12 protein-coding genes are annotated in these 17,449 nt (G+C 72.4%); 5 read left to right on the top strand and 7 right to left on the bottom strand.

The genetic code is table 11. The features are described 5' to 3' along the window. Window positions 1–96 precede the first annotated feature (96 nt). Both ACH34R_RS36545 and ACH34R_RS36540 read right to left on the bottom strand, forming a co-directional pair. Window positions 97–843, bottom strand: coding sequence for a helix-turn-helix domain-containing protein (locus ACH34R_RS36545; protein WP_397566160.1), 747 nt, complete (start codon window positions 841–843; stop codon window positions 97–99). A 74-nt stretch (window positions 844–917) separates the two neighbouring features. Beyond that, window positions 918–3,512, bottom strand: coding sequence for a DNA translocase FtsK 4TM domain-containing protein (locus ACH34R_RS36540; RefSeq protein WP_397566159.1), 2,595 nt, complete (start codon window positions 3,510–3,512; stop codon window positions 918–920). 187 nt (window positions 3,513–3,699) lie between these two features. On the opposite strand from ACH34R_RS36540, the gene ACH34R_RS36535 reads away from it, so the two are divergent. Next, complete coding sequence (locus ACH34R_RS36535; protein ID WP_397566158.1) at window positions 3,700–4,617, top strand: sugar kinase; 918 nt, start codon at window positions 3,700–3,702, stop codon at window positions 4,615–4,617. 5 nt (window positions 4,618–4,622) lie between these two features. Here the strand turns inward: ACH34R_RS36535 and ACH34R_RS36530 are convergent, their stop codons facing one another. Then, the gene (locus ACH34R_RS36530; protein WP_397566157.1) at window positions 4,623–5,645 is read right to left on the bottom strand and encodes an aldose epimerase family protein; all 1,023 of its coding nucleotides are present in this window, start codon (window positions 5,643–5,645) and stop codon (window positions 4,623–4,625) included. Between the two features lie 282 nt (window positions 5,646–5,927). Here ACH34R_RS36530 and ACH34R_RS36525 point away from each other — a divergent pair, with 282 nt between their 5' ends. Beyond that, window positions 5,928–9,293, top strand: a complete 3,366-nt coding sequence (locus ACH34R_RS36525) for a phosphodiester glycosidase family protein (RefSeq protein WP_397566156.1) — start codon at window positions 5,928–5,930, stop codon at window positions 9,291–9,293. Between the two features lie 214 nt (window positions 9,294–9,507). On the opposite strand, the gene ACH34R_RS36520 is transcribed toward ACH34R_RS36525, so the two are convergent. Further along, on the bottom strand, window positions 9,508–11,193 hold the full coding sequence (locus ACH34R_RS36520) for a ribonuclease J (protein WP_397566155.1): 1,686 nt from the start codon (window positions 11,191–11,193) through the stop codon (window positions 9,508–9,510). Window positions 11,194–11,282: 89 nt separating this feature from the next. Continuing rightward, a complete protein-coding gene (gene dapA / locus ACH34R_RS36515; RefSeq protein WP_397566154.1) occupies window positions 11,283–12,200 on the bottom strand; it encodes a 4-hydroxy-tetrahydrodipicolinate synthase in 918 nt (305 codons plus the stop codon). A gap of 350 nt (window positions 12,201–12,550) precedes the next feature. On the opposite strand from dapA, the gene ACH34R_RS36510 reads away from it, so the two are divergent. Continuing rightward, window positions 12,551–13,300, top strand: coding sequence for a GntR family transcriptional regulator (locus tag ACH34R_RS36510; RefSeq protein WP_397566153.1), 750 nt, complete (start codon window positions 12,551–12,553; stop codon window positions 13,298–13,300). A gap of 9 nt (window positions 13,301–13,309) precedes the next feature. On the opposite strand, the gene ACH34R_RS36505 is transcribed toward ACH34R_RS36510, so the two are convergent. Both ACH34R_RS36505 and ACH34R_RS36500 read right to left on the bottom strand, forming a co-directional pair. Continuing rightward, the gene (locus tag ACH34R_RS36505) at window positions 13,310–14,332 is read right to left on the bottom strand and encodes a hypothetical protein (RefSeq protein WP_397566152.1); all 1,023 of its coding nucleotides are present in this window, start codon (window positions 14,330–14,332) and stop codon (window positions 13,310–13,312) included. Window positions 14,333–14,396: 64 nt separating this feature from the next. Beyond that, window positions 14,397–15,293: a DMT family transporter gene (locus tag ACH34R_RS36500; protein WP_397566151.1), complete on the bottom strand. Its 897-nt coding sequence runs from the start codon at window positions 15,291–15,293 to the stop codon at window positions 14,397–14,399. A gap of 28 nt (window positions 15,294–15,321) precedes the next feature. Between ACH34R_RS36500 and ACH34R_RS36495 the strand changes: the two genes are divergently transcribed. Further along, window positions 15,322–16,764 carry a PLP-dependent aminotransferase family protein gene (locus ACH34R_RS36495; RefSeq protein WP_397566150.1) on the top strand — a complete coding sequence of 481 codons (1,443 nt, stop codon included), beginning with the start codon at window positions 15,322–15,324 and terminating at the stop codon, window positions 16,762–16,764. Window positions 16,765–16,811: 47 nt separating this feature from the next. Beyond that, entirely contained in the window at window positions 16,812–17,342 is a 531-nt protein-coding gene (locus ACH34R_RS36490; RefSeq protein WP_397566149.1) for a CGNR zinc finger domain-containing protein, read from the top strand. Window positions 17,343–17,449: the final 107 nt, after the last annotated feature.

The following is a 17,449-nucleotide window of genomic DNA, read 5'->3' as shown; positions in this document are numbered from 1 at the left end:
AGTTGCCCCCTACCTGAGCCCCGCCCCGGCGACGTTGTGCCCGATATAGCGGATAGACCGGAAGATAACGGCAAGTGTCCGCCCGGCAACCGCCGCTCAGCGGGGTTTGTAGGTACGGGTGACCGTTTCCCCGAGCGGGCCGGGGACCCCGAGGTCCTTGCCGTTGACCCGCACGGACACCGCCCCGGCGTTGCCGATCTCCAGGACGACCTCCGACCTGGCCCGCCAGGTGGCGGTCGCGCCGCGCTTCAGCCGCCCGGAGAACAGCGTGCGGTCCTTGGCGTCACGGGCGGTCACCCGGGTGGTCTTGCTCGCCCTGACCTCCACCACGACCATGTCGCCCGGCCGGACGGGCGCCGCGGCGGCTGCATTGCGCGGCGGCACGGCGGGCGGCGAGGCGCTCGGCTTGGGCGGGGCCGGCCGGACCTCGGCCACGTTGACGTCGCCCGCGCCGCCCATCAGCCGCACCACGCCGAACACGATCGCGATGCCGAGCGCGATGGCCAGGGCCATGCTCCAGTTGAGCGAGCGCCGCTCGCGCAGCCTGATCCGCCGGTCGGCCTGGAACACGGCCGAGGCGCGCACCGGCGCAGGCCCGCCGCCCGCCGCCTCGTCGTACGCGCGCACCACGGCCTCCGGATCCAGGCCCACCGCCTTGGCGATGTTGCGCACGTGCCCGCGCCCGTAGAAGTCGCCCCCGCACGGGGAGAAGTCATCGCGTTCCAGCGCGTGGATGAGCGACTCGCGGATGCGTGTCCGCGCACTCACCTGCCCGACCGTCAACCCCGCGGACCGCCGCGCACGCGCCAGTACCGATCCGATGCTCTCGCTACGCCCATCCATACGAACGCCTCCCCCTGACGTTGCGTAGTAAGTCACATTCAACCAGCAACGGCTCGCGTACCGTACATCGGGGGTCACTCTCCGCGCAGGATCGCCAGCAGGCCGGGCAGGTCGTCCGGTTTGACCAGCACTTCGCGGGCCTTGGAGCCCTCGCTGGGCCCGACCACCTCGCGGCTTTCCAGCAGGTCCATCAGCCGCCCCGCCTTGGCGAAGCCGACCCGCAGCTTGCGCTGGAGCATCGAGGTCGAGCCGAACTGCGTGGTCACCACCAGCTCGGCGGCCTGGATCAGCAGGTCGAGGTCGTCGCCGATGTCCTCGTCGATCTCCCGCTTGGCACTGGCCGCGACGGCCACGTCGTCGCGGTACTCGGCCTGCATCTGGCCCTTGCAGTGCCCGACGACCTCGGTGATCTCCTTCTCCGAGATGTACGCGTTCTGCAGCCGCATCGGCTTGCTCGCGCCCATCGGCAGGAACAGCGCGTCGCCCTGCCCCACCAGCTTCTCGGCGCCCGGCTGGTCCAGGATGACCCGCGAGTCCGACAGCGAGGAGGTGGCGAAGGCCAGCCGGGACGGCACGTTGGCCTTGATCAGGCCGGTGACGACGTCCACGCTCGGGCGCTGGGTGGCGATCACCAGGTGGATGCCCGCCGCGCGGGCGAGCTGGGTGATGCGGACGATGGAGTCTTCCACGTCGCGAGGGGCGACCATCATCAGGTCGGACAGCTCGTCGATGATCACCAGCAGGTAGGGGTAGGGCTGGTAGACCCGCTCGCTGCCCGGCGGCGGGACCAGCTTGCCCGCCCGGACCGCCTTGTTGAACTCATCCACGTGCCGGAAGCCGCTGGCGGCCAGGTCGTCGTAGCGGCGGTCCATCTCGCCGACGACCCACTCCAGCGCCTCGGCGGCCTTCTTGGGGTTGGTGATGATCGGCGTGATCAGGTGCGGGATGCCCTCGTACACGCTCAGCTCGACCCGTTTGGGGTCGACCAGCACCATGCGGACCTCGTCCGGGGTGGCGCGCATCAGGATCGAGGAGATCAGGCCGTTGACGCAGACGGACTTACCGGCGCCGGTCGCGCCCGCGATCAGCAGGTGCGGCATCTTGGCGAGGTTGGCCACGATCGTGCGGCCCTCGACGTCTTTGCCCAGGCCGACGATCATCGGGTGGTGGTCGGCCTGCGCGACCGAGGAGCGCAGCACGTCGCCGAGCGAGACCAGGTCCTTGTCGGTGTTGGGGATCTCCACCCCGATCGCCGACTTGCCGGGAATGGGCGACAAGATCCGGACATCGGCGGACTTGACGGCGTAGGCGATGTTCTTCGTGAGCGCGGTGACCTTCTCCACCTTCACCGCGGGACCCAGCTCGATCTCGTACCGGGTCACCGTCGGCCCCCGGGTGAACCCGATCACCTGCGCGTCGATCGAGAACTGCTCAAGGACGCTGGTCAGCGCGTTGACCACGACCGTGTTGGCCTTGGTCTGCGGCTTGGGCGCGGTGCCCGATCGCAGCGCGGCGACGTCGGGCAGGGCGTAGGGACCGGCCTGCGGCGACAGCACGAGCTGTTCGACCTTGCGCGGCGCGGGGGTGGGGGCGGGCGGCTCCAGTGGTTCGGGCTGGTCAGACGGCTCGGCCCGGGCGGGCTCGGCCGGCCGCGGCACGGCAGGCTCCGGCTCGTCCACGAGCCCCGGCACGATCTCCGGCGAGTGGCCCTCGCGCCGCTCGTCGCCGTCCCGCATGATCGGCGTGTCGTAGGGCTTGTCGTGCTCGCCCTGCTCCTCGCCGGCGCCCTTCGCCCGGCCCTTGGCCCTGCCCGCCGCCTTGGGCGCGCGCTTGCGCTCGCCGCCGGCCTTGCCGTCGCCCTCCTTGTGGAACAGCATGTGGCGGATCTCCGCGAGCCGCTCGGGCACCCGGTGCACCGGCGTGGCGGTGATCACCAGCACCCCGAACCCGGACAGGAGCAGCAGCAGCGGGATCGTGATGAACGACGGCAGGATGCTGTCCGGCGGCGCGGAGACGATGAAGCCGATCATCCCCCCCGCGGCGGAGACCTTCTCCATGGTGTCGTTGTCGCCGCCGGCCGGATAGGGCGTGTCGTTGACCACGTGGACCACGCCGAGCACGCCGATGACCAGGGCGGCCCACCCGATCACCATCCGGCCGGTGTCGGCGTTCTGGTCGGGGTGGCGCAGGAACCGCCAGGCCAGCAGGGCGAGCATGATGGGCACCGCCCAGGCCAGCGAGCCGAACACGCCCCGCAGGACGGCGTTCACCAGCTCGGAGGCGGCCCCCTGCGTCTCCCGCCAGGTCATCGCGGCCAGCGTGATGGCCCCGGCGAGCACCGCCAGGCCGAGGCCGTCGCGGCGGTGCGCGGGGTCGAGGTCGCGCGCGGTGTGGCCGAGCGCGCGGGCCGCGCTGCCGACGCCGTGCGCGAACAGCAGCCACACGCCGGCGAACAGCCTGCCGATCATCCCGAAGACCCAGCTGACCGGGTCCTGGTGCAGGGCGCCCTGGCCCTGGGCGGCCCTGGTCCGCCCGGTGGCGGCGCCGCGCTTGGCGGGCGTCGTGCGGGCCCCGGATCTCTGCCCTGTTCTCGACGAGGTCGAGCGCTTCGCGGTGCCCTTCTGGTTCTGGGGTCCCCGCTGGGCGCCCTTGGACGTACGGGTGGCCATGATGAACAAGTTACGCGGGAGGCACGCCGGATGCGGCTAGGCGCGCCGTACCGGGGAGCGTCCGGGGCATCGCAGAGATCGGGTGCGAAGGGGCGTACGGCATAATCTCGTGATGCCCCGTTGTGTGACAAACGACCATATTTCACTACATGATGTCGCTACTTGAAGCGGGCGAAGGAGCCGGACCGTGGACGTGGTGGTGCTGGGCGAGCCGCTGGTGGAGTTCTCCTCCGACCGGCCGCTGATCGACGCGGAGCACTTCCGCCTGTCCTTCTCCGGCGACGCGCTCAACGCGTCCGTCGCGGCGGCGGCCCAGGGCGCGCGGGTCGCGCTGGTCACCCGTGTGGGCGACGACGAGTTCGGCGAGCGCCTGATCAGGTTCGCCGCCGAGCGCGGGGTGGACACCGGCTGGATGATCCGCGGCGGCGGGCCCACCGGCGCGTACGCGGTCGGCGCGGACCCTTCCGGCGAGCGGGCCTTCAGCTACCTGCGCCAGGGCAGCGCGGCCACCCGGCTGAGCCCCGCGGACGTGGACCGCTCTCCCGTCGCCTCGGCCAAGGTGGTGCTGCTCAGCGGCATCGCCGCGGCCATCTCCGAGTCGTGCGCCCAGGCCGTGCGGCACGCCGCCCGCCTCGCCTCGGGCCGGGTCGTCTACGACCCCAACTTCCGCGCCCGGCTGACCACCCCCGCCCAGGCCGCCCAGGTGCTGCGCGACATCGCCCCGCACACCGCGCTGGTCAAGATCTCCAGCCCCGGCGACAGCACCGCGCTGCTCGGCGTCGGCGACCCCGAGAAGACCGCCCGCGCGTGCCTGGACCTCGGCGCGCCCGCCGTGGCGGTGACCATGGGCGAGCGCGGGGTGCTGCTCGCCGGGCGCGACGCCCCGCCGGTGCTCGTGCCCGCCCGCACCGCGCCCACCATCGTGGACCAGACCGGCGCGGGCGACAATTTCGCGGGGGCGCTCGCCGCCTGGCTGGCCAGAGGCGAGAGCCTGCCCGCGGCCGTCGCGGCAGGTACCGCCGCCGCGGCGGTCAGCCTGGCCGGGCAGGGCGGCACCGGCAGGGTCGCCACGCCCGAGGACGTCGAGCGGCTGCTCGCCCGTTGACCCCGCTACGCGACCGTCCCGAACCTGTAGGTCGTGACCGAGACGAACTCCTCCCCTGGCCGCAGCACCGTGGAGGGGAACTCCGGCCGGTTGGGCGAGTCGGGGAAGTGCTGGGTCTCCAGGCACAGCGCCGCGTGCGGCGCGTAGGGCGTGCCGTCCGACCCGAGCATGTTGCCCGTGTAGAACTGCACTCCCGGCTCGGTCGTCAGGACCTCCAGCGACCGCCCCGAGACCGGCTCCTCCACCCGCGCGCGCACGCCGTCGCCGTCGTTGAACACCCAGCAGTGGTCATAGCCCTTGCCGATGCGAAGCTGCGGGTGGTCCGCGCCGATGCGCTCGCCGATCCGGCGGGCCCGGGTGAAGTCGAACGGCGTGCCCGCCACCGGGGCCACCTCGCCCGTCGGGATCTGCCTGTCGTCCTCCGGCAGGTAGTGGTCGGCGTCGATGGTGACCACATGGTCCAACACGTCGCCGTTGCCCGCTCCGGCGAGGTTGAAGTAGGAGTGGTTGGTCAGGTTGAGCACCGTGGGCGCGTCGGTGGTGGCCCGGTACTCGATGCGCAGCTCTCCCTGCGGGTTGACGGTGTAGACCACCCGGACGCTCAGCGTGCCCGGATAGCCCTCCTCGCCGTCGGGGCTCACGTAGGACAGCGCGAGCGAGCCGTCACCGCCCGGCTCGGCGTCCCAGATCCGCTTGTCGAAGCCCTGCCACCCGCCGTGCAGCGTGTCGGGCGGCACGTTGGGGGCGAGGTCGCGGACGGTGCCGTCGAGGGTGAACGCGGCGCCGCCGATGCGGTTGGCGTACCGGCCGACCAGCGCCCCGAAGTAGGGGCTGCGTTCCAGGTAGCCGTCCAGGGTGTCGAAGCCGAGCGCCACGCCCGCCATGCGCCCGGCCGCGTCGGGCGTCTCGATCGCCTGGATGATCCCGCCGTACGTCAGCACCGCGACGCGCAGCCGGTCGCCGCCGTCGAGCGTGAACCGCTCGACCGGCCGACCGGAGGAAAGCGTGCCGAACCGTTCTTTGCGCATGGCTCCCCCACTGATACCGCTGGTCAACTCCTATCACGCAGGGCACAGACCGCCATGGGCGGCCCCACTGCGCGCGATTTCATCAGCCGGGCGGTGAACACCTGGCGTATCACCCTATGAAACTTTTCGCCTCTAGTTCATGATCTCTGGGTATTTTTCGTCAACCGTGTTCTAGTTGACTTCCGATGCTCGATTCAGTCCTCATCGGAGGTCCCCCTGTCCAGGCATCGCTCTCCCCGGGGCCGTACCGCGGCCCTGCTGGCCGCGGCCGTACTCGGCCTGGTGACGCTACCCGCCACCGCCACGGCCGCGCCGCCGTCCGATCCCGTCGCCGACACCGCGTCCCAGGCCATGGGCGCGTCGTCACACCCGCCCGCGGCCACCACGCTGGCCGGCCCGGCCGCCGCCGCGGGCTCCCGGGTCGAGACCTTCCACACCGAAAGGCCCGTCGCGCCCGGCGTGGAGATCGACTCGATCGACACCCTCGACCCGCGCGGCTGGCAACGGTCCGACGCGCTGACCATCGACCTCAAAAAGGGCAACACGGTCGGCTACCTCGACACCGGCAAGGTCGCCGCAACCGGCAAGATCACCGAAATGGCCGACAAGGCCGGCGCGGTGGCCGCCGTGAACGGCGACTTCTTCGACATCAACAACTCCGGCGCGCCGCTCGGCGTGGCCGTCCAGGACGGCAAGCTGATCAAGTCCCCGTCCGCCGACTGGAACAGGGCCGCCACCATCGACGCCAAGGGCGTCGGGCGCGTGCTCGACATGCTCTTCGAGGGCACGGTCGCGTTCCCCCGCGGCGAGCGGGTCAAGCTGGACCGGCTCAACGCCACCGACCTGCCCCAGGGCGGCATCGGGGCCTACGACTCCCGCTGGGGCGCGTTCTCGCGGACCAGGGCGGTACAGGGCGTGACCCAGGTGACCGAGGCCCTGATCAGGGACGGCAAGGTCGAGCGGGTGACCCCAGGCGCGGGTGAGGGCGAAGTCCCGGCCGGGGCGACCGTCCTGCTCGGCCGCGAGGCCGGAGCCGCCAAGCTCGCCGCGCTCGCCCCCGGCGACCCCGTCGAGATCACCTACCGCCCCCGGCCGAGCCAGGACACCGGCCCGGCGCGGACCGCCATCGGCGGCCGGAGCCTGCTGGTCAAGGACGGCGCGGCGCAGCCCGCCGACGACACGACCCTGGCCGCCAGGATGGCGCTCGGCTTCAACGCCGACGGCACCAAGATGTACCTGGTCACCGTGGACGGCAACCGCACCGTCAACAGCCGCGGCGCGTCCCTTTCGGAGATGGCCGACCGGCTGGTCGCGCTCGGCGCGCACGTCGGCCTGGAGATCGACGGCGGCGGCTCGGCCACCATGGCGGTCCGCGAGCCCGGCGCCGAGCGCGTGCGGATCGAGAACGAGCCCAACGACGGCACCGAGCGCCTGGTGCCCAACGGCCTGGCGATCCACCGCGCCAAGGGCAGCGGCAGACTGCACGGCCTTTGGGTGCGCCCCGCCGTGGACCCCACGGTGGCCCCGGGCACCGGCCCGGTCGCCGGCGGCCGTCCCGACCGGGTCTTCCTCGGCCTGACCCGCACGATCGCCGCCACCGGCCACGACGAGGTGTACGGCCCGGCCGGCGCGCCCCGCGACATCCGCTGGACGGCCACCCACGGCCGGGCGGGCGACGACGGCGTGTTCCGCGCCGTACTGCCCGGCACCGCCACCGTGACCGCCCGCTCCGGCCGGGTGCGCGGCAGCGTCAAGCTGGAGGTCCTGGGCCCGCTGGCCCGGCTGGACACCACCCACCCGTCGGTCAACATCGCGGACGCCTCCGGCAAGACCGCTTTCGGCGTCGTCGGCTACGACCAGCACGGCAACTCGGCCCCGGTCGAGCCCGCCGACGTCCGGCTGGAGTACGACACCGCGCTGCTCGCCGTCGAGCCGGGCGAGTCCGGCGGGTACACGATCTCCGCCAAGCGCCCCTCCGGGGCCGCGCTGATCACCGTCAGGGCCGGCGGGCACACCGCCACCGTCGCGGTGACCGTGGGCGTGGAGAAGCGGGTGCTGGCCGACATGAGCGACGGCGCCCAGTGGAAGGCGGGCTCGGCGCGCGGCACCGCCGCCGTCGAACCGGTCGCGGAAGGCCGTACCGGCCCTGGGCTGAAGCTGTCGTACGACTTCACCAAGTCCACCGCGACCCGCACCGCGTACGCCATCGCCCCGCAGAGCCTCGGCCTGCCCGGTCAGACCCGCGCCTTCGGCCTGTCGGTCTACGGCCACGGGCGCGGCGAGTGGACGGCGTTCACCGTCATCGACGCGGCGGGCAAGGCGACCTCGGTCTACGGCCCGTACATCACCTGGCAGGGCTGGAAGGAGATCGAGATCCCGGTGCCCGCCGGGCTGCCGCAGCCGGTCTCGGTCAGCCGCTTCTACACGATCGAGCTGAAGGCCGACCGGCAGTACACCGGCGACGTGCTGATCGACGAGGTGTACGCGCAGGTCGCCCCGTCCATCGAGGCCCCCGAGCCGGACGCCGTCAAGGACCGGCTGGTCTCCGGCGAGCTGGACCGCCGCGACTGGCGCTTCGCGGTCATGTCCGACGCGCAGTTCGTCGCGCGCGACCCGGACTCCCCGCTGGTGGCGGGCGCGCGGCGCACGCTGCGCGAGATCAAGGCGGCCGGGCCGGAGTTCCTGGTGATCGCGGGCGACCTGGTGGACGAGGCGTCGGAGGCCGACTTCCAGCTCGCCAAGCGGATCCTGGACGAGGAACTGGGCGGCGCGCTGCCGTACTACTACGTGCCCGGCAACCATGAGGTGATGGGCGCGAGCATCGCCAACTTCAAGGCCCGCTTCGGCGACACCCACCGCACCTTCGACCACAAGGGCACCAGGTTCGTCACCCTGGACACCTCGCTCGGCACGATCAGGGGCGGCGGCTTCGACCAGATCGAACGGCTGCGCCGGGCGCTGGACGAGGCGGCCCGCGACGACTCGATCGGCTCGTTCGTGCTGATCGAGCACCACCCGCCGCGCGACCCCACCCCCGGCAAGGGCAGCCAGCTCGGCGACCGCAAGGAGGCCGCGCTGGTGGAGCGGTGGCTGGCCGACTTCCAGCACCGGACCGGCAAGGGCGCGGCGTTCGTCGGCGGGCACGTCGGCACCTTCCACGCCTCCCGGGTGGACGGCGTGCCGTACCTGGTGAACGGCAACTCCGCCAAGGCCCCGGCCACCGAGCCGGGTCAGGGCGGCTTCACCGGCTGGACCATGTTCGCCGTGGACCCGGTGTCGCGGCTGGACCGGCTGGCCGCCAAGGTGCTGCCGTTCGCGGGCGGGCCGCGCTGGCTCGCCGCGCAGACCAGGCCGCACGTGGACGCGCTGACCCTCACCGCGCCCGCCGAGCTGTCCAGGGGCGCGTCGGCGGCGGTGTCCGCCGTCGTCACCCAGGGCGGGCGGCAGGTGCCGGCGGCCTACCCGGTCGGCGTGGCCTGGTCGGGCGGGCGCACCCTGCACATCGGCGACCCGCGCACGGCACGCGGTCACCATGTGGCGGTCTTCGACCCGGCGACCGGCAGGCTGACCGCCCGCAGGCCCGGCACCGCGACTCTGTCGGTGTCGGTCAGCGGCGTCAGCCGCGAGGCGACCGTCAAGGTCAGGTAGCCGCCGGACCCTTCCCGCGACGCGGGCGTCTCGGCATCCGGGGGCACGCCCTCGTGAGAGGCGCCCGCGGCGGGGCGGTGGGCGGCAGGTGGGCATCGGGGGCGCACACTGCCGGCCGTTCCGCGTGACCGCGCGCTGCGGAAGGTCCGCTGACAGAGGGACGGCGGGCGCGAATTCACGCCCGCCGTCCCTCCGGTGTGCCGGTGCCCGCCGGTCAGACCTCGACCACCACGGGGATGATCATCGGCCGTCTGCGGTAGGTGTCGCTCACCCAGCGGCCCACCGTACGGCGGACCACCCGGCGCATCTGCTGCACGTCGGCGACCCCGTCGAGGGCCGCCTCCTCAAGGGCGTGCTCCAGTTGCGGGATGACCGCCTCGAAGGCGTCGAGGTCGATCCCCGAGCCCCTGGCGTGCACCTCGGGGCCGCCGGTGAGCTTGCCCGTGGTCGAGTCGACCACGATGACGATGGAGATGAACCCCTCGTCGCCGAGGATGCGCCGGTCCTTCAGGGCCACGTCGGTCACACCGCCCACGGAGCTGCCGTCCACGTAGACGTACCCGGCCTTGACCGCGCCCACGATCTTGGCCCGGCCGTCGAGCAGGTCCACCACCACGCCGTCCTCGGCGATGACGATGTGGTCTTCCGGCACCCCGGTCAGCGCCGCCAGCCGGGCGTGCGCCCGCAGGTGCCGCCACTCGCCGTGTACCGGCATGAAGTTGGACGGCCTGGTGAGGTTGAGCACGTAGAGCAGCTCGCCCGCGGCGGCGTGGCCGGAGACGTGCACCCGGGCGTTGCCCTTGTGGATCACCCTGGCGCCCCAGCGGGTCAGGCCGTTGATGACCTTGCCCACCGCGGTCTCGTTGCCCGGTACGAGCGAGGAGGCCAGCAGGACGGTGTCGCCCTCGGCGACCCGGATCGGGTGGTCACGATTGGCCATCCGCGACAGCGCCGCCATCGGCTCGCCCTGCGACCCGGTGCAGATCAGCACCACGTCCTTGGGCGGCCACTGCTCGATCTCCTTGGCGTCCAGCATCAGGCCGGGCGGGACCTTCAGGTAGCCGAGGTCGCGGGCCACGCCCATGTTGCGCACCATCGACCGGCCCATGAAGGCGACCTTGCGGCCGTGCTTGTCGGCCGCGTCCAGCACCTGCTGCACCCGGTGCACGTGCGAGGCGAAGCAGGCGACGATGATCCGCTGCTCGGCGCCGCGGAACACGTCGTCTATCACCGGGGCGATCTCGCGCTCGCTGGTGACGAAGCCGGGCACCTCGGAGTTGGTGGAGTCGGACATCAGCAGGTCGACGCCCTCGGCGCCGAGCCTGGCGAACCCGCCGAGGTCGGTCAGCCTGCCGTCCATCGGCAACTGGTCCATCTTGAAGTCGCCGGTGTGCAGGACGATGCCCGCCTCCGTGCGCAGGGAGACGGCCAGCGCGTCCGGGATCGAGTGGTTGACCGCGAAGAACTCGCACTCGAAGGGGCCGAACGCGTGCCGCTCGCCCTCGACGACCTCGTGCTTGACCGGCTGGATGCGGTGCTCGGTGAGCTTGCTCTCGATCAGCGCGAGGGTGAGCCGCGACCCCACCAGCGTGATGTCCGGCCGCTCGCGCAGCAGGTACGGCACCGCGCCGATGTGGTCCTCGTGCGCGTGGGTGAGGATCACCGCCTCGATGTCGTCCAGGCGGTCACGGATGTAGTCGAAGTCCGGGAGGATCAGGTCGACCCCCGGCTGGTCGGGTTCGGGGAAGAGCACGCCGCAGTCGACGACCAGAAGACGGCCGCCGAACTCGAAGACCGCCATGTTGCGGCCGATCTCCCCGAGGCCGCCGAGCGCCACGATGCGCAGCGCGCCCGCGGGCAGTGGCGGCGGCGGGCCGAGGTCGGGATGCGGATGGCTCATGCGCGCTCCCCCCGTGCCGTGCCGGTGGCGTGTTCACCGGACCACCCGCTGTGGCTACTGTTGTTCAAACCGGTGATTCCTCCCCATGATCAGATGTCCGACAGCTTCACCCCGCCCGCCACGAGGCAGGCCCGCAGCTCGGCGATCTGCTCTTGCGTCGCCTCCACCAGCGGCGGGCGCACCGGGCCCGCGGCCCGCCCCACCAGGTTCAAGGCGGCCTTGCTCATGATCGCACCGCCGGCGCGCATCATGATCCCGTCCACGACCGGCAGCAACTGCCGGTGGAGCGCGAGCGCGCCGGCCGGGTCGCCGGCGAGCCGGCGCTCGATCATCTGGGCCAGGACGGCCCCGGCCACGTGCCCGATGACGCTGACGAACCCGGCCGCGCCCACGGAGAGCCAGGGCAGGTTGAGCGTGTCGTCGCCGGAGTAGTAGACGAGGTCGGTCGCGACCATGACCTGGGACCCGGCGAACAGGTCGCCCTTGGCGTCCTTCACCGCGATGATGCGCTCGTGCTGGGCGAGCCTGATGAGCGTCTCGGTGGCGATCGGCGTGCCGGTGCGCCCGGGGATGTCGTAGAGCATCACGGGCAGGCCGGTCGCGTCGGCGATGGCCGTGAAGTGCCGGTAGACGCCCTCCTGGGGCGGCTTGCTGTAGTAGGGCGTGACGAGCAGCAGCCCGTGCGCGCCCGCGCGCTCGGATCGCCTGGCCAGCTCGATGCTGTGGTGGGTGTCGTAGGTGCCCGCCCCGGCGACGACGGTGGCGCGATCACCGACCGCCTCCACCACCGCGCGCAGCAGCCGCTCTTTCTCCTCGTCGCTGGTGACGGGCGACTCGCCCGTCGTGCCGCTCACGATGAGGCCGTCATTGCGCTGCTCGTCGACCAGATAGGCGGCGAGGCGCTGGGCGCCGTCGTAGTCGAGGGCGCCGTCCGGAGTGAACGGCGTCACCATGGCGGTCAGCATGCGGCCGAAAGGGGCGTCCGGAGTTCGAGTGGGCGATGCCATAGACCGAACGGTACCCCGGAACGGCGGGGACAGTGGACCCCGCCACCCCGGCCCGCGCCGTTCGCCGCCTGCGGGGCCTGCCCGGCGGTGACCTCGGCCGCCCCCGGGAACGCCCCGGACGGCCGCGGCCGGAGCCGGCGAAAAAGAGGCCGCCGATATGTGCTCGGGGGTACACACATCGACGACCTCTACCCCAAGAATCGCTGTCCCTTACCGTGGCGTTACACACAAGTTGAAATATTTTCCCCCGTATTGCCGTCCCATAAGTTGGAACTCCAGCCGGAACCGGTTACCCTGCGTCGCCCCCTCGATACGACAAGATTGAGCAACGGGCACACACAGGGATGGACATGGCCAGTTCCGATCCGGTCTACCTGCGCATTGTCGAAGATCTTCGGCGTCAGATCGTCGACGGCACGCTTCCACCCGGCGCCCTGATCCCTTCACGGGCGCAGCTCACCCGGAGGTACGGCGTCGGCGAGACCGCCGCCCGGCACGCGCTGCGCGTGCTCGCCGCCGAGGGGCTGATCGTCGGCCGGATCGGGTCGGGCCACTACGTCCGGCCGCGGCCGGTGCTCGTGCCGCTGCACCGCGCCCGGTGGAGCGACCACCACGCGCCGCTCGCCGCCGACCTCGCCCCCTATGGCGTCAATGTCACCTGGGTGTGGCGGCTGGAGCGGGGCGTGGCCAGCCGGGGCATCGCCGAGCGGCTGCGGCTGCGCGAGGCGGCCCCCGTGGTCCGCGCCCGCTACCTGTTCCGCAGCAACGGCAAGCCGGTACAGCTCGCCTTCTCCTACGAGCCGGCCGACCTCGCGCCCCCGCCGCCCGACCAGGCGATGCCCGCCGAGGGCAGCAACGGCCGCCAGGGCGTCATCGCCAGGATGGCCGCCGCCGGGCTGACCGTCTCGGAGATCGTCGAGAGCGTCCGGACCCGCATCCCCGAGCCGGCCGAGCGCGACGCGCTCGACCTGCCGGCCGGGGTCAACGTGCTGCACGTCGAGCGCACCCACCTGGCCGGCGACCGGCCGGTGGAGACCAGCGACATCGTGATGTCCGGCGACCGGTTCCGGGTGGTCTACAACCTGCCGGTGCGCCCCTGAGCCCGCGGGTCAGAAGACCGGGATGATGTCCTCAGGGTCGATGACGTCCACCTCCACGCCGTCGATGTCCAGTTCGGGGATGGCCGGGAACTCGATGCCCCAGCGCTCCACGATGGCCCGCACCCGGGCCATCGCCGTCCGCCAGTTCTCCGCCTGTTCCGCGTAGGACAGCACGCCGAGGCCCGCGTCGCGGGCGTGGTCCATCAGCACGCGGTGGTTGTGCATGAAGTACGGCGGAAGGTCCCAGAAGCCCTCGGGCGGCTCCCAGAGGATCATCGAGAGGAAGACGAACCCCGCCCGCAACTGCCGGGTGATCGTCGAGCGGATGTCGTCGGTGAGGCCGGGCCACTCCTTCTCCAGGATCGTCATGCAGATCTGGAGATGTCGTGACTCGTCCCGGCCGATCCGCTCGAAGACCTCGCGGAACACCGGGTGCTCGGTCCCCGAGGACATGCCGCGGAACAACGTCGAGGCGGCCATCTCCCCCATCATGAAGCTGGTGAACAGCACCGGCAGGGTGTACCTGCCCACCGCCGCGTTGTAGCCGTTCCAGTAGCGCCCGCCGTTGTGGTAGAGCCAGCCGATGTTGTTGTGGGCCGCGCGCTCCAGGTCGTCGGCCGGGGTCCAGTCCAGCGGCCCGCCCGGCCACAGCCTGGCGATGGCCCGCTGGCAGCACTCCTCGTGGTTCATCTCGTCGCGGGTGATCGAGAAGAAGCACTTGCGCACGGGGTCTTCCTCGTGCTTCTCGAACGCGTGGATGGTCGCCCTGGCGAACACGGCGGGCCCGCTGGCGTCGAAGTTGGCGAGCACCGAGAACCAGTACATGATGCCGAGCCGCTGCTCACGGGTGAAGTCGGCGGGGTCGAGGGAGTCCCATGGCAGGTCGGCGGGGTTCCACACCACCCGCTTGGACTTCTCGTAGATCGCCGCGAGCTTTTCGGTGTCGACCCGCCATTCCATCGGATAGATGTTCGGCTGGGGGATCTCCGGTGCCGGCCAGAACCCGCCCTCGGGAACTCTGAGGTCCGCCATGCTGCACCCCTCGTCAACGGCTATTACACCCTGCCTCTCATCCTCCGACTCCATGTCATGGCTTTCAAGCGCGACTGTGCTGCGTGATCGCGACACACGCCAGTACGGCCAGCGCGCCCGCCACCGTGACCACCCCGACGGGCTCCGCGAGCAGCCACCACGACCAGACCAGCGTCAGGCTCGGCTGGATGAGCTGGACCTGCCCGGCCCGGGCGATCCCGCCCACCGCCAGCCCCGCGTACCACGGGATGAAGCCCAGGAACATCGACACCACGGTCACGTAGGCGAACCCCGCCAGCGCGGCCCCGCCGGGACGTACCTCGGTCACCGCCGCCAGTACGACCGTCAGCGGGATCGTGAGCGGCAGCGAGATGACCAGCGCGTAGGAGATGACCCGCCACCCCGGCGTGCGCCGCGACATCCGCCCGCCCTCGGTGTATCCGGCCGCCGCCGCCAGCAGCGCGGCGAGCAGCAGCAGGTCGGCCAGGGTGATGTGCCCGCCGCCGCCGTACAGCGCGAAGGCCGTCACCACCACGGCCCCGGCCCCGGCCGCGATCCAGAAGCGGAGCCTCGGGCGCTCACCGGCCCGCAGGAACGCCACGGCGGCGGTCGTCGCGGGCAGCAGCCCGACCACCACGGCCCCGTGCGAACTGCTCGCGCCCAGCCCCAGCGCGAGCGTGCTGAAGATCGGGAACCCGAACACGATTCCCGCCGCGATGACCGCGTAACGGGGCAGGTCGCGCCTGGGCGGCAGCAGCGGCTCCCGCCGGACCAGCAGACAGGCCAGGGCGATCAGGCCCGCGCCGACCGCGCGGCCGATGCCCACCAGGTAGGGGTCGAAGCCGCGCAGCGCGAACCCCGTGGCGGGCAGCGTGCCGGAGAAGGCCAGCACGCCCAGCGCGGCCAGCGCGGTGCCCCGCCACCACGCGCGGTCCGGCGGCTCGCTGATCGCTATCGTCACGCCGGCGGTAGCGCTACTCTTGTTCCTCATGAAAGACGATAGCAGTATCGCCTCGCTGGCGGCGGTGCTGCGCGGCCTGACCGAGGACCTGCGCCCCGGCGACCGCCTGCCGTCCAGCCGCGAGCTGGTGCGGGCGCACGGCGTGAGCCCGGTGACCGTCTCCCGGGCGCTGGCCATGCTCGCCGCCGAGGGCCGGGTGGTGACCAGGCCGGGCAGCGGCACGTACGTGGCCCGCCGCGCCGCGCCCCGGGGCGAGAGCGCCGACCTGTCCTGGCAGACGGTCGCGCTCGGCGACCGGGTGGTGGACGACTCCGGCGTGGTGCCCCTGCTGATGCCGCCGCTCACGCCGTTCGCCGACGACAACGCGATCCCGCTGACCAGCGGCTACCTCAATCCGGCGCTGCGCCCGGCCAAGGCGCTCACCGCCGCGGCCACGCGTGCCGTACGACGGGCGGCCTCCTGGGGCATGCCTCCGCTGTCCGGCATTTCCGAGTTGCGCCGCTGGTTCGCGGCCGAGGCGGGCGGCGACGTGACGCCCGCGGACGTGGTGATCGCCGGAGGCGGTCAGGCGGCGCTCACCCACGCGCTGCGCGCCCTCGCCGCGCCCGGCGCGCCGGTGCTCGTCGAGACCCCGACCTATCCGGGGGCGCTCGCCGCGGCGCGCACCCTGGGCCTGCGCGCGCACCCCGTCCCCATCGACCGGTGCGGCGTGCGCCCCGACCTGCTCGCCGAGGCGTTCGCGATCACCGGAGCCAGGGTCTTCTACTGCCAGCCCGGCCCGCACAACCCCACCGGCGCGGTGCTGCCCCGCGACCGGCGCGAGCAGGTGCTCGCGGTGGCCAGGGCCGCCGGGGCGTTCGTGATCGAGGACGACTACGCCCGCTACCTCTCCGCCGCGCCGCTGCCGCCGTCCATGGTGACCCTGGACACGCACGGCACGGTGGTCCACGTCAACTCGCTCAGCAAGGCCGTCGCGCCCAGCCTGCGGGTGGCGGGGGTCACCGCGCGCGGCCCGGCCGCCCACCGGCTGCGCGCCGCCCAGGTCGTGGAGTCGTTCTTCGTCGCGCGCCCGCTGCAGGAGACGGTGGTCGAGCTGACCGGCTCCCCGGCCTGGGGCAGGCACATCGCGGCCATCGCCGCCCAGATCGCGGCCCGGCGCGACGCCCTGGTCGCCGCGCTCGCCGCCCGCGCCCCCGAGCTGGAGATCCACCACATCCCCCAGGGCGGCCTGCACCTGTGGCTGCGGCTGCCGCCCGACCTCGACGACACCGCGCTGGTGGACGCCGCGCGCCGCGAAGGGGTACTGATCAGCCCGGGCCGTATCTTCTACCCGGCCGAGCCGCCAGGGCCGTACATCCGGGTCACCCACATCGCCGCCGCCAACACCACTGAGCTGGACGAGGGCGTGCGCCGGCTGGCCGTGGCCCTGCGCCTTTCGACCGCGCGGGCCGGCGGGCCGTCGGCGCCGTAGAAACGTCCCCGAGCTGGCATACAGTGTCCCCCGGAGGTGACCAGGACATGACGAGCGCAGCCGAGCTCGTACGCGACTTCGTCAACACCTACGACGTCGAAGACGACACCGACGACTTCGCCTCCCCCGCCGAGCTGTCGGTGTGGCTGCACGAGCGCGCGCTGACCGCCCCGGGCGACCGGGCGACCGACGACGACCTCACACTGGCCGTGTGCCTGCGTGAGGGCCTGCGCGGGGCCCTCACGGCCGGCCTGCTCCAGGGGGATGCGCAGGAGGCCCTGGAGGAGGCGCTGCGGGCGTTGCCGCTGCGCGTCCGCCTCACCCCTGCCGGGCCGGGCCTCGCCCCGCTGGCGGCGGGCGTCAGGGGCGGCCTCGCCGCCATCGCCGCCGCGGTGGCCCGCGCCCAGGCCGACGGCACCTGGCCGCGGCTCAAGGTGTGCGCCGAGGGCACCTGCCGGTGGGCGTTCATCGACGCCTCGAAGAACCGCTCAAGGGCCTGGTGTTCGATGCGAGTCTGCGGCAATCGCACAAAAACCCGCGCTTACCGAGCAAGACAGCACCGTACGCGTCCTTCTTGACCGCGATTCCCCGATACGGTTGGAGTGCCTGCACCGCGGACTTCTCCGGTTCGACGATCGCGCCACGCCACCGGACGGGTCTCTCGCGGCCAGGTCCAGGCGGCACG

This window comes from Spongiactinospora sp. 9N601, assembly GCF_044326295.1.
GTDB lineage: Bacteria > Actinomycetota > Actinomycetes > Streptosporangiales > Streptosporangiaceae > Spongiactinospora > Spongiactinospora gelatinilytica.
This window is presented reverse-complemented; position numbering and strand designations above follow the sequence as displayed.

What these genes read in the sequence shown, in the direction of transcription:
- ACH34R_RS36545 (WP_397566160.1), bottom strand. Translation starts at nt 843, where the DNA reads ATGGATGGGCGTAGCGAGAGCATCGGATCGGTACTGGCGCGTGCGCGG.
- ACH34R_RS36540 (WP_397566159.1), bottom strand. Translation starts at nt 3,512, where the DNA reads ATGGCCACCCGTACGTCCAAGGGCGCCCAGCGGGGACCCCAGAACCAG.
- ACH34R_RS36530 (WP_397566157.1), bottom strand. Translation starts at nt 5,645, where the DNA reads ATGCGCAAAGAACGGTTCGGCACGCTTTCCTCCGGTCGGCCGGTCGAG.
- ACH34R_RS36520 (WP_397566155.1), bottom strand. Translation starts at nt 11,193, where the DNA reads ATGAGCCATCCGCATCCCGACCTCGGCCCGCCGCCGCCACTGCCCGCG.
- dapA (WP_397566154.1), bottom strand. Translation starts at nt 12,200, where the DNA reads ATGGCATCGCCCACTCGAACTCCGGACGCCCCTTTCGGCCGCATGCTG.
- ACH34R_RS36510 (WP_397566153.1), top strand. Translation starts at nt 12,551, where the DNA reads ATGGCCAGTTCCGATCCGGTCTACCTGCGCATTGTCGAAGATCTTCGG.
- ACH34R_RS36505 (WP_397566152.1), bottom strand. Translation starts at nt 14,332, where the DNA reads ATGGCGGACCTCAGAGTTCCCGAGGGCGGGTTCTGGCCGGCACCGGAG.
- ACH34R_RS36495 (WP_397566150.1), top strand. Translation starts at nt 15,322, where the DNA reads ATGAAAGACGATAGCAGTATCGCCTCGCTGGCGGCGGTGCTGCGCGGC.
- ACH34R_RS36490 (WP_397566149.1), top strand. Translation starts at nt 16,812, where the DNA reads ATGACGAGCGCAGCCGAGCTCGTACGCGACTTCGTCAACACCTACGAC.